Here is a 14,909-nt window from a genome sequence, read left to right on the forward strand (position 1 = left end):
TTACAGTTTAGAATCAGGCAATCTTTTTCACACTCTTTCTAGATTTTTATCACAGAAGCCCGTGAGCATGGTACAATTAAAAGAAATACTAAAGGAGTGTCAAGTACATGGGCAAGTTTCAGGTTATGGATCATCCGCTGATTCAGCATAAACTGACAATTATTCGGGATAAGAATTGCGGAACGAAGGTCTTTCGTGAAGTTGTTGATGAGATCACCATGTTAATGGCGTATGACGTTGCACGTGATATGCCGTTGAAGGACGTCAAAATCGAGACGCCAATCGCTAAGACAACGTCCAAGACGTTAGCTGGGAAAAAGGTCGCTATCGTACCGATTCTGCGTGCCGGAATTGGGATGGTCGACGGGATCATGAAGTTGATTCCAGCAGCTAAGGTCGGCCACATTGGGATGTATCGTGATGAGAAGACGCTGGAACCTCACGAATATTTTGTGAAGTTACCGGCTGATATCAGTCAGCGACAGATCTTTGTGGTTGATCCAATGCTTGCTACTGGTGGTTCTTCGATCATGGCAATTGATGCCTTAAAGAAACGTGGTGCAAGCAACATCAAGTTTGTTTGTCTAGTCGCAGCGCCAGAAGGTGTTAAGGCTTTACGTGCAAAACATCCAGATGTTGATATTTACACAGCTGCTTTAGATGATCATTTAAACGAGAACGGCTACATTGTTCCCGGACTAGGTGATGCTGGCGACAGACTCTTTGGCACTAAGTAATTTTTTATAAACACAATAATAGCCAATTAATATGAATCTGTCTGATAAGTAGCGGATAGGTCAAATTAATTGGCTTTTTTTATCGGGTTATTTTACCGAATAGCTTTGTGTTTTCATATGAACGGTGGTATTATTTTGTTTGTATTTGTAATGGATATTTTTCATTTATAGTACTGCGTTCGAAGATTTGAAATTTGACTTGTTGATTAATGGACGAGGTTCTTTCGAACTTCCAACGTTAACATAGTTTGAAAAGAGGTGATACTCTGTGGGAGATCCATCTTCAGTTGCAACCTTTCAATTTGGGGGACTTACGTTTAATGCCGCTAACATATATTCGGGATTAATTGCGTTTGTGCTCGTTTTTTTGTTTGTATTTGCCCTTTCGCGGCATATTACAATGAAACCAGGTAAGGGACAAAACATCCTTGAATGGCTAATTGATTTTACAAACGGCATTTTGAAGGGTTCTATCCCTGGAAATGAAACGGGCGCATTCGGCCTTTATGGGTTCACCTTGTTCCTATTCCTGTTCATTTCTAACCAACTTGGTTTGTTCTTGCAAATTGCTGTTGGTGGGAAGGACTTTGTTAGAAGTCCAACTTCTGATCCGATCGTTACCATGACATTCTCACTTGCAACCTTAATGATTGCTCAGTTTGCCGGTGTAACGAAGTATGGTTGGAAGAAACACTTCTCAGGTTACTTGCAACCGTTCGTTTTCTGGTTACCAATTAGTATCTTCGAGGAATTCACGAACTTCCTGACGTTAGGTCTACGTATTTTCGGTGTGATTTTCTCTGGTGAAATGTTGCTGAAGATTATCGGAGGCCTAGCCTTTTCACACGGAATTGCAACGATGATCGTCGCAATCCCATTGGAACTGGTTTGGCAAGGATTCTCAGCATTCCTTGGTGCCATTCAAGCGTATGTGTTTGTAACACTGTCAGCCGTCTACATTTCAAAGAAGACCGAAATTGGAGATTAAATTTATCTCTAACTGAAGCTTGAAGTTGAGGAGTAAACGACTTACAATATTCATCTACTATTTCTACATCATTTTAAGGAGGAACTCAGATTATGGGAGCTATTGCAGCAGGTATTGCTATGGCCGGTGCCGCTATTGGTGGTGGTGTTGGTGACGGTCTTGTTATTTCTAAGATGCTAGAAGGTATGGCCCGTCAACCAGAATTATCTGGTCAATTACGGACTAACATGTTCATTGGTGTTGGGTTGGTTGAAGCCATGCCTATCATTGCCTTCGTTGTTGCCTTGCTTGTTATGAACAAGTAATGACGGACAACACGTTAAATTAAATTTTTAACAAAAGGAGGTGTCAATAGATGTTTTCACATTTAGCCGTAGCTAGTAGTCTTGCAATTGGAGATATGCTTTTCTACGCGATTTGTTTCATCATATTGATGTGGTTGATCAAGATTGTTGCTTGGAAGCCAATCAATAAAATGATGCAAGACCGTGCTGATAAGATCTCTGACGATATTGATTCAGCTGAAAAGTCGCGTGATGATGCAGCCAAGCTTGCAAAGCAACGCCAAGACGCACTGGCTAACTCGCGTCATGAAGCAACCAGCATTGTTGATTCTGCCAAGAAGCAAGGTCAGCAACAGCGTGATGGTATTTTGGCCGATGCCCAAACCGATGCACAATCGTTGAAGGATAACGCCAAGAAGGATATCGAGCAGGAGCGTCAAGATGCACTTGCTAGTGTGCGTAACGATGTGGCTGACTTATCTATTGAGATTGCTTCCAAGATCATTCAAAAAGAATTAAGCGCTGATGATCAAAAGGCATTGATTGATTCTTATATCGAAGGGTTGGGGAAGTAACATGAGTCTTGATAAGGTAACGGTAGCCAAGCGCTACTCCAAAGCACTGTTTGAGTTGCTTCAGAGCAACGGCCAGTTGGACGCTGATTATGAAGACCTCAAACAGCTTCGTAAAGTCTTCCAAGACAACCCACAATTGGGAAGTGCATTAACAGATAATAGTTTAGCGCTAGCTAAGCGGGAAGCCTTAGTCAAGCCGTTGTTAGACAGCACTGAAGGTACGATTCATAACTTGGTTCGGATGGTTTATGATTACGGTCGGATGGACGCAATGGTAGAAATCATTGATCAGTTCCAGAAACTGTATGATGAACACAACCAAACCGTTTATGCAGATGTGACTACAGCGGTCGCCCTGGATGATAAGCAACTTGACAAAATTAAGTCAGGTTATGCAAAACGGGTCGGCGCTAAGCAAGTCGTTTTGACGAGCAAAGTTGATACATCTATTATTGGCGGTGTGATTATTAAGTCTGCTGGAACGATCTTTGATGGTTCCATTAAGACTAAAATTCGCCGTTTGCGTCAAACATTATTAGTATAAGAGATCTTTAAAAAGGGGTGAAACCTGTATGAGCATTAAAGCTGAGGAAATCAGTGCTCTAATCAAACAACAATTAGCAAACTACCAAGACGAGATCTCTGTTGAAGAAACTGGTACCGTTACCTACGTTGGTGATGGTATCGCCAGAGCTCACGGACTTGAAAATGCGTTAGCTGGTGAGTTGCTCGAATTCGATAGCGGGGTTTATGGCATGGTCCAAAACCTTGAAAGTAACGATGTTGGTATCGTTGTCCTTGGTGATTTCACGAAGATCACTGAAGGCGACACAGTTAAGCGGACTGGCCGTATCATGGAAGTTCCCGTTGGGGATGCCATGATCGGACGGGTCGTTAACTCATTAGGTCAACCCGTTGATGGTAAGGGCGAAATCAAGACAGATAAAACCCGTCCTATTGAACGAAAAGCTCCCGGTGTTATGGAACGGAAGTCAGTTTTCCAACCACTTCAAACTGGTATGAAAGCCATTGACTCCTTAGTTCCAATTGGTCGTGGTCAACGTGAATTGATCATTGGTGACCGTAAGACAGGTAAGACGACTGTTGGTATCGATACGATCATTAACCAAAAGGGCCAAGATATGATTTGTATCTATGTTGCGATCGGCCAAAAGGAATCAACGGTTCGTAGTCAAGTTGAAACCTTAACTAAGTATGGTGCCATGGATTACACCATCGTTGTGACTGCCGGTCCTTCAGAACCTGCACCATTGCTTTACATCGCGCCATATGCCGGTGCTGCAATGGGTGAAGAGTTCATGTTTAACGGCAAGCATGTTTTGATCATCTATGATGATCTTTCAAAGCAAGCGGATGCTTATCGTGAACTTTCTCTGATTCTTCGTCGGCCACCAGGTCGTGAAGCTTATCCAGGGGATATTTTCTATACCCACTCACGTCTGCTTGAACGGGCTGCTAAGTTGAGTGATGCTTTAGGTGGCGGTTCAATGACGGCGATGCCGATCGTTGAAACCAAAGCTGGGGACATTTCAGCTTATATTCCAACCAACGTTATTTCAATCACCGATGGTCAAATCTTCTTGGATAGCGATTCATTCTATTCAGGTGTTCGGCCAGCTATCGATGCCGGGACTTCAGTTTCTCGGGTTGGTGGTGATGCCCAAATCAAGGCGATGAAGAAGGTTGCTGGGACACTTCGTTTGGACTTGGCTTCATACCATGAATTGGAATCATTTGCACAATTTGGCTCTGATCTGGATGAAGTTACCCAAGCTAAGCTGAACCGTGGTGCTCGGACCGTTGAAGTCTTGAAGCAACCACTGCATTCTCCACTTCCAGTTGAAAAACAAGTCTTGATTTTGTATGCATTGACTCACGGTTATCTTGATGACATCAAGTTGGATGATATTGCCAAATTCGAAAGCGACCTCTTCGACTTCTTCGATGCCTCACACGCTGATCTGCTTGAAACCATAGCTAAGACCGGTGATCTGCCAGACAACGATAAGATGGAAGCAGCCGTTTCTGATTTTGTCAAGACGTTCCAGCCAGCAGATGATGACAAGAGTGAACCAGTGGCGAACAAATAAACTTGAGGAAGGATAGTGAGAGCTAATGGCTGAATCAATGAGCGCTGTTCAACACCGCATTGCTTCAACAAAGAGTACACGTCAGATTACTTCAGCGATGCAAATGGTTCAGACTTCTAAGTTGAACCAGATTCAAAAAGCTGCTGTCGGTTACCAAGACTACGTCAGCAAAGTCAAAGCTGTTGTGATGCATCTGGCAAAATCTCATCTATTAGATGATTCCTCGAGCGATTCGCAATCTGATCAGTCAGGTAAGACAGCATACTTAGTCATTACTTCTGACCGAGGGATGGTCGGCAGTTATAACAGTAATGTTATCCGTGAAACCAACGAATTTATCGCTAAGCATAGCGGTGACAAGGACCATTTGATCCTTGCAGTTGGCGGAACCGGTGCTGATTTCTATAAGAAGCGCGGTGAAAACGTGGCCTACGAATATCGTGGTGTCAGCGATGTGCCGACTTTTAATGAAGTTAGACAAATTGTCAAAACCGTAACCTCAATGTATGATAGTGGCGTTTTCAGTGAACTTTACGTTTGCTACAACCATTTCGTTAACCGAATCGTATCGCGGTTCCGTGGCGAAAAGATGTTGCCAGTCGACAGTGAAACACTGAGTGGTGATGAAGCTCAGGATACAAAGACTGAAACTTTATCAGCAACTTACGATATGGAACCTTCTGAGAAGGAAGTATTGAAGGTTGTGTTGCCACAGTATTCAGAAAGCCTCGTTTTCGGTGCGATCCTGGATGCTAAGACGTCTGAACACGCATCAAGTTCTAATGCTATGAAGTCGGCTTCAGATAATGCTGACGACCTCATTGCTGATCTTGAATTGCGATATAATCGTGCTCGCCAAGCAGCAATTACGACTGAAATTACTGAAATTACTGGTGGGCAAGAGGCATTGAATAATTAATGACGGGAGGAATTAACGAATAATGAGTTCTGGTAAAGTTGTTCAAGTTATCGGACCAGTTGTCGACGTTGAATTCCCGCTGGATGACAAACTCCCAGATATCAATACCGCGCTTCACATCAAAAAAGATGATGGCAGTTTCCTTGTTACTGAAGTTACCCTTGAATTAGGTGACGGGGTAATGAGAACGATTGCCATGGATGGTACTGATGGTCTTCGTCGTGGGATGGAAGTTGAAAACACTGAATCTTCCATTACCGTTCCAGTCGGCGATGACACACTTGGTCGAGTATTTAACGTCCTCGGGGATCCAATTGATGGCGGTCCCGAATTCGGCCCAGATGCTGAAAGAATGCCAATTCACCGTGACGCACCTAAGTACGATGAATTGAACCCAACTTCAGAGATTCTGGAAACCGGGATCAAAGTTATTGACTTGTTAGCACCTTATGTTCGTGGTGGTAAGATTGGATTGTTCGGTGGTGCCGGTGTTGGTAAAACCGTTTTGATTCAAGAGTTGATCCACAACATTGCACAAGGTCATAATGGTATTTCAGTCTTCACAGGTGTCGGTGAACGTACCCGTGAAGGTAATGATATGTACTACGAAATGAAAGGTTCAGGTGTCCTTGAAAAGACGGCCATGGTCTATGGTCAAATGAACGAGCCACCTGGTGCCCGTATGCGGGTTGCATTGACTGGTTTAACCATTGCGGAATACTTCCGTGATGTTAAGGGTCAAGATGTGCTGTTATTTATCGATAACATCTTCCGGTTTACCCAAGCCGGGATGGAAGTTTCAGCCTTACTTGGCCGGATTCCTTCAGCCGTTGGTTACCAACCTACGTTGGCTACTGAAATGGGTCAGTTGCAAGAACGTATCACCAGTACGAAGAAGGGGTCAATTACCTCTATTCAAGCTGTTTATGTTCCTGCCGATGATTATACCGACCCTGCTCCAGCAACGACTTTCGCCCATTTGGACGCTACCACCAACCTGGAACGTTCATTGACGCAACAAGGGATCTACCCAGCCGTGGACCCACTGGCTTCAACTTCAACTGCCCTTGACCCGCAAGTTGTTGGTCAAGAACACTACGAAGTGGCCACAGAAGTTCAACATGTTTTGCAACGTTACCGTGAACTTCAAGACATTATCTCAATTCTTGGGATGGATGAATTGTCTGACGAAGAACAGACCATTGTTGGTCGTGCACGTCGGATCCAATTTTTCTTGTCACAAAGTTTCTCCGTTGCGGAACAATTTACCGGTACACCAGGGACCTATGTTTCGGTTGCTGATACCGTTAAAGGCTTTAAGGAGATCTTGGAAGGTAAGTATGATGATCTTCCAGAAGATGCTTTCCGTAACTGTGGACCAATTGAAGACGTTGTTGAAAAGGCCAAGAAGATGCAGGCTGACTTAAGCAAGTAAGGAGGGGTTCTAATTGGCTGATGATCAATCAGTTTTAACCGTTAGTATCGTAACCCCCGATGGTAACGTCTATGATAACAAGGCAGCTAAGATGTTAGTCGTTAAGACGCAGCTTGGTGAACTTGGTATCATGGCCAACCACGTTCCTGTGATTGCTTCGTTAGCATTTGATGAAGCACGTATCCAATCAGACAGTAGTGAGAATCCCGATGAAATTGCCATTAATGGCGGTTTCGTTGAATTCTCAGACAATGTTGCAACCATTGTCGCTGACTCTGCGGAAAAACAAGGTGACATCGATGTTGATCGTGCTCAAAATGCCAAGAAGCGGGCTGAAGCTCGGATTCAAAAGGCACACGAAGCACATGATAAAGATGAACTTGCACGTGCAGAAGTTGCACTTCGGCGGGCGATCAATCGAATTAACGTTGCTGGCAAGTAAAATTGCAAGCGAGGACGCTATTCCATTTTATGGATAGCGTCTTTTTTGGGTTCTAAATGATGAGTAAAAGAGGTAGCCGGTTATCAGGAAATTGATAACCGACTACCTCTTTTATAAAACTAATGGTTTACTTAATTATTATCTAATGATTTATATTTACCGTTTAGGAATAATTTTAACCAGTAGTTTCAATAATCGTTTGAGTTTCAGTGCCTCACACGGGGAATCCGAATGGGGCCTCTTTTTTGAAAAATATTCCACAATCATATTAAAATAATAACGCGGTGAGCTGCTGGGGCTGTAATCCCTTAATCGGTGCTTGCTGCAGTTCACGTGTGATGATCGGGGCAACGACTGTTTCTTGATGAACTTGGCCAAGCAACGCGTGTTCAAAGTGCTGCAGGTCAAGGTTACTGAAGAAATCCCCGGTGAGCTTAAGGGCTGTGAACCGCTGTTGTTTGTCCAAGTTGAACGCGACACAGACGACACCGATCCCCGTTAAATAGCTTTTATGAACGTAGTCAAATTGACGGGTATTAGCAGTCCAGACAGCGCTTTCATTAAACTTGTCAGTCGCAATTTGCTGCAGGTGAGTTTCTTCAGCTGCCGTTAGCTGACTAGTTTTGGCATGCGTGATTGTGATCAGGGCCTGCGTTAACTGTTCTTTAAACGTCGCAGCAGTCCAAGTGGGCTGCTGTTCGATCAGATTAACCGTGCGCTGATGCACCGATTGGATGTGTTTAGCCCTTTGTTTCACTGGATCGATCTTCAGGGCCTGTGCCATCCAGTCCAGGTTGGCATTAAACAGCAGACTGCCATGGTGCAGCCGGTAGCCGGTTGTGAGATATTGCGCGCTGCCAGAAACCTTGCGGCCGTCAACGACCAGATCATTGCGGCTGTCCATCTGCGCTTTGATGCCGATGCGGTTCAAGGCTTGCATGATCAGGTTCAAGCCAGATGAGAAGTCAATGGCGTTATTGTCGTTTGGTGTGATCAGGGTAAACTGGCAGCCACCCTGATCGCTGTAGATCGTACCGCCGCCAGACAGCCGTCTGACTGCTGCAATGTGATGTGCCGCTATAAACGGGCGGTTAAGTTCGTTTTCAGCAGTTTGATACTTACCTAGCATGACGGTCGGTGTCGTTGACCACAACATTAAAACCGGTTCAGAAGGCCGCTTTTCGGTCATTAAATAGTATTCTAAAGCGAAGTTGTGACGGACATCAAGACTGTCTACAGGTAAATAGATCATTTGTTTTCCACCGCTTCAAGTTCTTCCTTAGCTTTGTAAGAGCTCCGGACAAGTGGTGAGCTGGCAACGAATTTAAAGCCACGCTTCATTGCTTGCTTGTAGTATTCCTGATAGCGTGACATTGGGACCCATTCGCGCAGGGTGTAGTTCTTTGGACCTGGCTGGACGTATTGGCCAATGGTTAAGAAGTCAACGTCAATGGCCCGTAGATCATCCATTAACTGGTAGACTTCTTCATCTTTTTCGCCCAGACCAAGCATGATACCGGTCTTGACGTACATGTTCTTTGGTGCGTGTTTCTTGACGTAATCCAAAACGTGTAATGACGTATCATAGGTAGCCCGGTTACGGACCAGCGGGGTGACTCGACGAACGGTTTCCATGTTGTGGTTAAACACATCGGGACCAGCTGCAATCACCTTATCAAGGCAGTCTTCACGGCCTTGGAAATCAGGTGTGAGCACTTCAATCGTGGTCTTAGGATTCAGCTTCTTAATGGCGTGAATCGTACGCACGAATTGGTCAGCGCCTAAGTCTGGCAGGTCATCGCGGTCAACACTGGTGACGACCACGTGAGTTAAACCAAGCTTCTTAGTTGCTTGGGCGACCCGCAGCGGTTCTAGCAGGTCAACGTCCTTGGGATGACCGTGGGGAATGTCACAAAAGCGGCAAGCACGGGTACAGTTAGGTCCTAAGATAATGAAGGAAGCTGAACCGCTGCCGAAACATTCACCTAGGTTAGGGCAGTTGGCTTCAGCACAGACCGTGTTGAGCTTTAACCCCTTAAGTAGGTCAGTCATTTTATCAACTTTTTTTTGATCGTAAGTAACCTTTAACCAGCTTGGTTTTGCTGGTGCTTTTGCTGGTGCTTTGGTTGGAGCACTTGTTTGATGATTTGTTGTCATTTTTATATCCTCCTAAGCGACTTCAATAGTAGCCACTAGATCGCCGACTTTAGTGGTATCGCCGGTTGCTACTTTTTGGGCTTTTAAGGTGCCGTCTTCTTGGCTTTCAACCTGGCTGATCGCCTTTTCGGTCTCGACCTCAAACAAAACATCACCCGTTTTAACTGAGTCACCGGGCTGTTTGTCCCACTTGCCGAAAAAGTACTGATCGGATTTAGGACTTAGCTTTGGCATATGAACTTCTTTAATCAAAATAATCATCTCCGTGATTGAATGATTTAACTTAACAAATTCAGACTAACATCAATCAATCAGATTGTGAAACTCAGCGAATATTCTTACTAGTTAGCGCTTACAAACACTTATATGAAGCAACTTAAGGGCTTTAGTATCGGTTTTAAAAGGAATATTTCATTTAATCTAAAAATAGGTTAAAACATATTCCACATTGAATATTTTAAAATCAGAAAAATGAATTAATAGTGTACAATTAAATGTGAAAAAATGAACTTTAAAAATAGTGGTAAATCTGGGACTTTTATTACATATCAATTAAGTTAATAGTTATAATCACTATAATTAAAATATGGACACTCTAAACTGGAATCAGCGGAAAGTGATTGCTTTGTAAAACGTAATATTACAAATGCAATAGAACAGGGGACAGCGTGCATGAAATATGCTATATTTTAGGGGTAATGCAGAAAGGAAAGTGAACCATGCAGACAATCGGTGCTCAGGCTCTGATGACGTTGATCAGTCATTTTGTTTTTATTTTCGTGGCCTTTTGGAGTATTCAAAAACTACACATTGAAAATGTGATGCGGCTATACCCGAACCAAGCGCGGGTACTGATCGTTTTGCTGTCGGTAACAGTAGGCTATACCTGCAGCGAATTTTTCTTGAACTTTATAGATAATGTCAGAAATTTAATTTTTCTTGTTAAATAATCAATGCAGATCGTGGAGGGAATTTATTTGGAAAAGATTATTGTACATGGCGGCCGTGAATTATCGGGAACTGTACATATTGAAGGCGCAAAGAACGCTGTGTTGCCAATCCTGGCAGCATCGATCTTGGCTGAACATGATGATATGGTTCTAACCAATGTCCCAATTTTATCCGACGTCTATACCATGAATAACGTTTTAAAGTTTTTAAATATAGATGTAGACTTTGATGAACAAACCAATACGGTGCGTTTAAACGCTGCTAAAAAATTATCAACTCAGGCACCCTTTGAATACGTGTCAAAGATGCGTGCCTCAATCGTCGTTATGGGGCCGCTACTGGCCCGTTATGGCCATGCCAAAGTAGCCATGCCCGGTGGCTGCGCAATTGGTTCGCGACCAGTTGATTTGCACCTCAAGGGGTTTGAAGCACTTGGTGCCAGCATTGACCAGCACGACGGCTACATTGAAGCCACTGCTGATCGACTAGTTGGTGCGAATATCTACCTTGATTTCCCAAGTGTTGGTGCCACCCAAAACATTATGATGGCCGCTACCTTGGCTGAGGGGACGACAACGATTGAAAACGTTGCCCGCGAACCCGAAATCGTGGATCTGGCTAACGTCTTGAACAAGATGGGTGCCAAAGTACGGGGCGCCGGTACCGAAACCATTCGGGTCGAAGGGGTTACCAGCATGCACGGGACTGAACACTACGTTGTCCAAGACCGGATCGAAGCTGGTACCTTTATGGTTGCTGCGGCGTTAACTCATGGCAACGTGCTAGTGAAAAACGCCATTGCTGAACACAACAAGCCGTTGATCTCCAAGCTAGAAGAAATGGGTGTTACCGTTTTAGTTGAAGATGACGGCGTTCGCGTGATTGGCCCTGAAACCTTAAAGCCAACTAACGTGAAGACGTTACCGCATCCCGGATTTCCAACGGATATGCAGCCGCAAATGACCGTTTTGCAGCTGTGTGCGCAAGGAACCAGTACGTTAACTGAAACAGTGTTTGAAAACCGGTTCATGCACCTAGAAGAACTGCGGCGGATGAACGCTAAGTTTAAGGTTGAGGGCCGCACCGTTGCGTTATACGGGCCAACTAACTTTAACGGGGCGGAAGTTGCCGCAACTGATCTGCGGGCCGCTGCTGCTTTAGTACTAGCCGGGTTAGTCGCTAATGGCTATACACAAGTGACGAACTTGCAGTATCTGGATCGCGGGTACTATGACTTCCACTTGAAGCTCAGAGCGTTAGGCGCTGAGATCGAACGGGTCAAAGTACCAGATCAAGAAGAGATTGTTTTAAAGACGAAAACTAACGATTAATGTGTTACCAAAAGTTCGGAACGGTCTTGCCGGTCTGAACTTTTTTTTGCTCACCCCATCTTAGTATGGGTATGCTATAATTAACGGTTGAGATAATAAGTTCAGGAGGAATTATACAGAATGGCAAAAGATATTGGTATTGACCTTGGTACCGCCAACGTTCTGATTTACGCAGTTGGTAAGGGCATCGTTTTAAACGAACCTTCAGTTGTGGCGGTCGACACAAAGTCAAATCAAGTTTTAGCAGTGGGCTCTGAAGCCTACCGCATGGTGGGACGTACCCCCAGCAACATTCGGGCGATCCGGCCATTAAAGGATGGTGTGATCTCTGACTTTGACGTCACTGAATCCATGCTGTCGTATTTTATTAGTAAATTAAACGTGAAGGGCTTTTTGGCAAAGCCCAACATTATGATCTGTGCGCCTACCAACATTACCGAAATCGAACGCCGGGCAATCATTCAAGCTGCTGAAAAATCGGGCGGCGGCAAGGTTTATTTGGAAGAAGAACCTAAAGTTGCCGCTGTCGGTGCCGGCATGGACATCTTTAAGCCCCAGGGTAACATGGTGATCGATATTGGTGGTGGGACCAGTGATATTGCGGTCCTTTCATTGGGCGACATTGTGGCCAGCAAGTCGATTCGCGTTGCCGGTGATGAGTTAAACGTCAATATTATCAACTTCTTAAAGACAAAGCACAATCTGCAAGTGGGTGAACGAACCGCTGAATCAATTAAGATCAAGATCGGTTCCGCTTATCCGGATGAAGATTTCAATGAATCCTTAGAGGTTCGTGGCCGTGACGCTGTTTCTGGGATGCCGCGTTCAATCGAAATTACGTCAAAGGATATTTATCCAGCTATCAGCAGCGTCATGACGCAGATCGTCCACGCTGCTAAGGAAGTTTTGGAGATCGTACCGCCAGAATTGGCTGCTGATATTATCGACCGCGGGATCATGCTGACCGGTGGTGGTGCCTTGCTGCACGGCGTTGATAAGCTCTTGATCGAACAGCTCAAAGTACCCGTAGTGATCTCTGAAAATCCACTGGATAATGTGGCTAAGGGTGCCGGTATTTTGCTTGAACACATGGGTGCAACGACCAAGAAACACGGCCGTAGATAGGAGTCGCTTTGAAACGGTTATTGATGATGCTCGTGCGCGGCTATCAGCGCTTTATTTCCCCGTTATTTCCGCCCACCTGCCGTTACTCACCAACCTGTTCAGCCTACACCCTAAAAGCACTGCAAAAACACGGTGCGATCAAGGGGACGCTGATGGGGGCAGCCCGCATTTTACGCTGCAATCCGTTTGTTCACGGCGGCTACGATCCGGTACCGGATCATTTCAGCCTAAGACGCAATAAGAAGGCTGAAATGGCCTATCTCAAAGAGATGAACTTAAAATAAAATCGTAAAAGGAGTAACTCATGTCTAAAAAGAAACAACCAGTCGGTGTGGCAATCGACGATGTGACCATCAAGGGTGTTGATGGCCTGCAGCTATCCATTAATGATGAAGTGATCGGCACTGTAATGCCACTGGAAAAGGGCTCTTTTGAAGCTCAGATCGGCGCTGATCGGCCCATTAAAGTGAAGACGCAAGATGAAGCAATCGAATATTTGATTCAAACCTATAATTTACATCATTGATTTCTGCTCGCGATGTCTAAGACCTAAAAAAACGGTTAAGGATAACAGATTTTTATCGAGATGGCGTTCAAGACCGTCTATAATAAACGCGTGAGTGAGAGGAGGATATGATGCATGAATGAGCGTCGCGAAGAAGAAGATTCGGATTCACGAATCGACTATGGCGTTATTTTTTGCGTGCTGATGCTGGCATTGATCGGACTAGCTTCGATCTATGTCGCAGCGACTCATGATTCTAGTGCGACCGGTGTGACTTCTGCCTTAGTTTCTCAAGTTATCTGGTACGTCATTGGGACGGTTGCCGTTGTGATCATCATGCAATTTGATTCGGAACAATTATGGAAAGTGGCACCGTTAGCCTATTGGCTAGGAATTTTACTCTTGGCAGGTGTGCTGGTGTTTTATAGCCGTTCGTACGCTGCTTCTACCGGTGCGAAATCGTGGTTCGCAATTGGGCCGTTGACTTTTCAGCCGTCAGAAGTGATGAAGCCAGCGTTTATTCTAATGTTAGCGCGGGTTGCCAGTGACCATAATCATAAATATTATGAGCATACCACGCATTCAGACTGGTTATTGCTGGGTAAAATGGTTGCCTGGTTATTACCGATCATGGTGTTGCTAAAATTACAAAATGACTTTGGGACCATGCTGGTGTTTATTGCCATTGTCGCTGGGGTGGCACTGGTTGCCGGAATCACCTGGCGCATTATCGTACCCGTTGCAGCTGCTTTAGCTGGTGTTGGTGGCGGTGCTTTGGCACTGGTCGCAACCAGTACTGGACGAACAATATTAAGTCACTTAGGCTTTGCATCGTATCAATTTTCACGGATCGATACCTGGCTGAATCCTGCCAGCAATACTTCTGATCAAGGCTATCAATTGTGGCAAAGTATGAAAGCCATCGGTTCTGGCGGTGTCTTTGGAACTGGGTTTGACGTTTCCAGAGTCTATGTCCCCGTACGTGAATCCGATATGATCTTTTCAGTGATCGGTGAGAACTTCGGTTTCATTGGCAGTTTGATCTTAATTTTGCTCTATTTCATGTTGATCTACCAAATGATCCGGGTCACCTTTGATACTAAAAACGTCTTTTACGCCTATATTTCCACTGGTGTCATCATGATGATCCTGTTCCATACCTTTGAAAATATTGGGATGAGTATTGGCTTACTGCCACTGACTGGGATTCCTTTACCATTCGTTAGTCAAGGTGGTTCCGCATTGATTGGGAATATGATAGGGATTGGCTTAATCATGTCAATGCGGTATCATAATAAGAGTTACATGTTTAGTCGTAACGAGAATTTTGAATAGTTTCAAAATAATTG

Annotated in this window: 18 protein-coding genes; 15 read left to right on the top strand and 3 right to left on the bottom strand. The window is 44.6% G+C overall.

Annotation, left to right across the window (positions count from 1 at the left end; all coding sequences use genetic code 11):
* Window positions 1-107 precede the first annotated feature (107 nt).
* The 9 genes from upp to CES79_RS05290 all read left to right on the top strand — a co-directional run bounded on the left by upp (window position 108) and on the right by CES79_RS05290 (window position 7,491).
* Window positions 108-737: a uracil phosphoribosyltransferase gene (gene upp / locus CES79_RS05250; protein WP_089136527.1), complete on the top strand. Its 630-nt coding sequence runs from the start codon at window positions 108-110 to the stop codon at window positions 735-737.
* 268 nt (window positions 738-1,005) lie between these two features.
* Window positions 1,006-1,725 (top strand): F0F1 ATP synthase subunit A, encoded by a 720-nt coding sequence (atpB, locus tag CES79_RS05255; RefSeq protein ID WP_089136528.1) that lies wholly within the window; start codon window positions 1,006-1,008, stop codon window positions 1,723-1,725.
* 92 nt (window positions 1,726-1,817) lie between these two features.
* A complete protein-coding gene (gene atpE / locus CES79_RS05260) occupies window positions 1,818-2,030 on the top strand; it encodes a F0F1 ATP synthase subunit C (protein ID WP_054654092.1) in 213 nt (70 codons plus the stop codon).
* Between the two features lie 50 nt (window positions 2,031-2,080).
* Window positions 2,081-2,584, top strand: a complete 504-nt coding sequence (gene atpF / locus CES79_RS05265; protein ID WP_054654091.1) for a F0F1 ATP synthase subunit B — start codon at window positions 2,081-2,083, stop codon at window positions 2,582-2,584.
* Between the two features lies 1 nt (window position 2,585).
* A complete protein-coding gene (gene atpH, locus CES79_RS05270) occupies window positions 2,586-3,128 on the top strand; it encodes an ATP synthase F1 subunit delta (RefSeq protein ID WP_054654090.1) in 543 nt (180 codons plus the stop codon).
* 28 nt (window positions 3,129-3,156) lie between these two features.
* Window positions 3,157-4,695 carry a F0F1 ATP synthase subunit alpha gene (gene atpA / locus CES79_RS05275; protein WP_054654089.1) on the top strand — a complete coding sequence of 513 codons (1,539 nt, stop codon included), beginning with the start codon at window positions 3,157-3,159 and terminating at the stop codon, window positions 4,693-4,695.
* Between the two features lie 25 nt (window positions 4,696-4,720).
* Complete coding sequence (locus CES79_RS05280; protein ID WP_054654088.1) at window positions 4,721-5,614, top strand: F0F1 ATP synthase subunit gamma; 894 nt, start codon at window positions 4,721-4,723, stop codon at window positions 5,612-5,614.
* 22 nt (window positions 5,615-5,636) lie between these two features.
* Entirely contained in the window at window positions 5,637-7,049 is a 1,413-nt protein-coding gene (gene atpD, locus CES79_RS05285) for a F0F1 ATP synthase subunit beta (protein WP_089136529.1), read from the top strand.
* Between the two features lie 13 nt (window positions 7,050-7,062).
* Window positions 7,063-7,491 carry a F0F1 ATP synthase subunit epsilon gene (locus tag CES79_RS05290; protein WP_054654087.1) on the top strand — a complete coding sequence of 143 codons (429 nt, stop codon included), beginning with the start codon at window positions 7,063-7,065 and terminating at the stop codon, window positions 7,489-7,491.
* Window positions 7,492-7,759: 268 nt separating this feature from the next.
* On the opposite strand, the gene CES79_RS05295 is transcribed toward CES79_RS05290, so the two are convergent.
* Genes CES79_RS05295 through CES79_RS05305 form a run of 3 tightly spaced genes read right to left on the bottom strand, consistent with a single transcriptional unit; the run spans window position 7,760 to window position 9,909 of the window.
* A complete protein-coding gene (locus tag CES79_RS05295) occupies window positions 7,760-8,743 on the bottom strand; it encodes a lipoate--protein ligase (RefSeq protein WP_089136530.1) in 984 nt (327 codons plus the stop codon).
* Window positions 8,740-9,648 carry a lipoyl synthase gene (gene lipA / locus CES79_RS05300; RefSeq protein WP_054654084.1) on the bottom strand — a complete coding sequence of 303 codons (909 nt, stop codon included), beginning with the start codon at window positions 9,646-9,648 and terminating at the stop codon, window positions 8,740-8,742. Before lipA ends, CES79_RS05295 begins: the two co-directional genes overlap by 4 nt.
* Before the next feature lie 12 nt (window positions 9,649-9,660).
* On the bottom strand, window positions 9,661-9,909 hold the full coding sequence (locus CES79_RS05305) for a lipoyl domain-containing protein (RefSeq protein WP_225362319.1): 249 nt from the start codon (window positions 9,907-9,909) through the stop codon (window positions 9,661-9,663).
* Between the two features lie 458 nt (window positions 9,910-10,367).
* Between CES79_RS05305 and CES79_RS05310 the strand changes: the two genes are divergently transcribed.
* From CES79_RS05310 to CES79_RS05335, 6 genes are all read left to right on the top strand, one after another.
* The gene (locus tag CES79_RS05310) at window positions 10,368-10,598 is read left to right on the top strand and encodes a DUF1146 family protein (protein ID WP_054654082.1); all 231 of its coding nucleotides are present in this window, start codon (window positions 10,368-10,370) and stop codon (window positions 10,596-10,598) included.
* A gap of 27 nt (window positions 10,599-10,625) precedes the next feature.
* Window positions 10,626-11,930: a UDP-N-acetylglucosamine 1-carboxyvinyltransferase gene (murA, locus tag CES79_RS05315; protein WP_089136531.1), complete on the top strand. Its 1,305-nt coding sequence runs from the start codon at window positions 10,626-10,628 to the stop codon at window positions 11,928-11,930.
* Window positions 11,931-12,050: 120 nt separating this feature from the next.
* The gene (locus tag CES79_RS05320) at window positions 12,051-13,055 is read left to right on the top strand and encodes a rod shape-determining protein (RefSeq protein WP_089136532.1); all 1,005 of its coding nucleotides are present in this window, start codon (window positions 12,051-12,053) and stop codon (window positions 13,053-13,055) included.
* A 23-nt stretch (window positions 13,056-13,078) separates the two neighbouring features.
* Window positions 13,079-13,339 carry a membrane protein insertion efficiency factor YidD gene (yidD, locus tag CES79_RS05325; protein ID WP_408005819.1) on the top strand — a complete coding sequence of 87 codons (261 nt, stop codon included), beginning with the start codon at window positions 13,079-13,081 and terminating at the stop codon, window positions 13,337-13,339.
* A gap of 20 nt (window positions 13,340-13,359) precedes the next feature.
* Window positions 13,360-13,581 carry a DUF2969 family protein gene (locus CES79_RS05330; protein WP_054654080.1) on the top strand — a complete coding sequence of 74 codons (222 nt, stop codon included), beginning with the start codon at window positions 13,360-13,362 and terminating at the stop codon, window positions 13,579-13,581.
* A gap of 114 nt (window positions 13,582-13,695) precedes the next feature.
* The gene (locus tag CES79_RS05335; protein ID WP_089136533.1) at window positions 13,696-14,895 is read left to right on the top strand and encodes an FtsW/RodA/SpoVE family cell cycle protein; all 1,200 of its coding nucleotides are present in this window, start codon (window positions 13,696-13,698) and stop codon (window positions 14,893-14,895) included.
* The last annotated feature ends 14 nt before the right edge of the window (window positions 14,896-14,909 follow it).

The sequence above is a fragment of the Secundilactobacillus silagei JCM 19001 genome (assembly GCF_002217945.1).
Lineage (GTDB): Bacteria > Bacillota > Bacilli > Lactobacillales > Lactobacillaceae > Secundilactobacillus > Secundilactobacillus silagei.

Coding starts and splice junctions, on each gene's coding strand:
- CES79_RS05280 (WP_054654088.1), top strand. CDS start 4,721: ATGGCTGAATCAATGAGCGCTGTTCAACACCGCATTGCTTCAACAAAG.
- lipA (WP_054654084.1), bottom strand. CDS start 9,648: ATGACAACAAATCATCAAACAAGTGCTCCAACCAAAGCACCAGCAAAA.
- atpE (WP_054654092.1), top strand. CDS start 1,818: ATGGGAGCTATTGCAGCAGGTATTGCTATGGCCGGTGCCGCTATTGGT.
- atpH (WP_054654090.1), top strand. CDS start 2,586: ATGAGTCTTGATAAGGTAACGGTAGCCAAGCGCTACTCCAAAGCACTG.
- CES79_RS05310 (WP_054654082.1), top strand. CDS start 10,368: ATGCAGACAATCGGTGCTCAGGCTCTGATGACGTTGATCAGTCATTTT.
- yidD (WP_408005819.1), top strand. CDS start 13,079: ATGATGCTCGTGCGCGGCTATCAGCGCTTTATTTCCCCGTTATTTCCG.
- CES79_RS05330 (WP_054654080.1), top strand. CDS start 13,360: ATGTCTAAAAAGAAACAACCAGTCGGTGTGGCAATCGACGATGTGACC.
- upp (WP_089136527.1), top strand. CDS start 108: ATGGGCAAGTTTCAGGTTATGGATCATCCGCTGATTCAGCATAAACTG.
- atpF (WP_054654091.1), top strand. CDS start 2,081: ATGTTTTCACATTTAGCCGTAGCTAGTAGTCTTGCAATTGGAGATATG.
- CES79_RS05305 (WP_225362319.1), bottom strand. CDS start 9,909: ATGATTATTTTGATTAAAGAAGTTCATATGCCAAAGCTAAGTCCTAAA.
- atpD (WP_089136529.1), top strand. CDS start 5,637: ATGAGTTCTGGTAAAGTTGTTCAAGTTATCGGACCAGTTGTCGACGTT.
- CES79_RS05295 (WP_089136530.1), bottom strand. CDS start 8,743: ATGATCTATTTACCTGTAGACAGTCTTGATGTCCGTCACAACTTCGCT.
- CES79_RS05335 (WP_089136533.1), top strand. CDS start 13,696: ATGAATGAGCGTCGCGAAGAAGAAGATTCGGATTCACGAATCGACTAT.
- CES79_RS05320 (WP_089136532.1), top strand. CDS start 12,051: ATGGCAAAAGATATTGGTATTGACCTTGGTACCGCCAACGTTCTGATT.
- atpA (WP_054654089.1), top strand. CDS start 3,157: ATGAGCATTAAAGCTGAGGAAATCAGTGCTCTAATCAAACAACAATTA.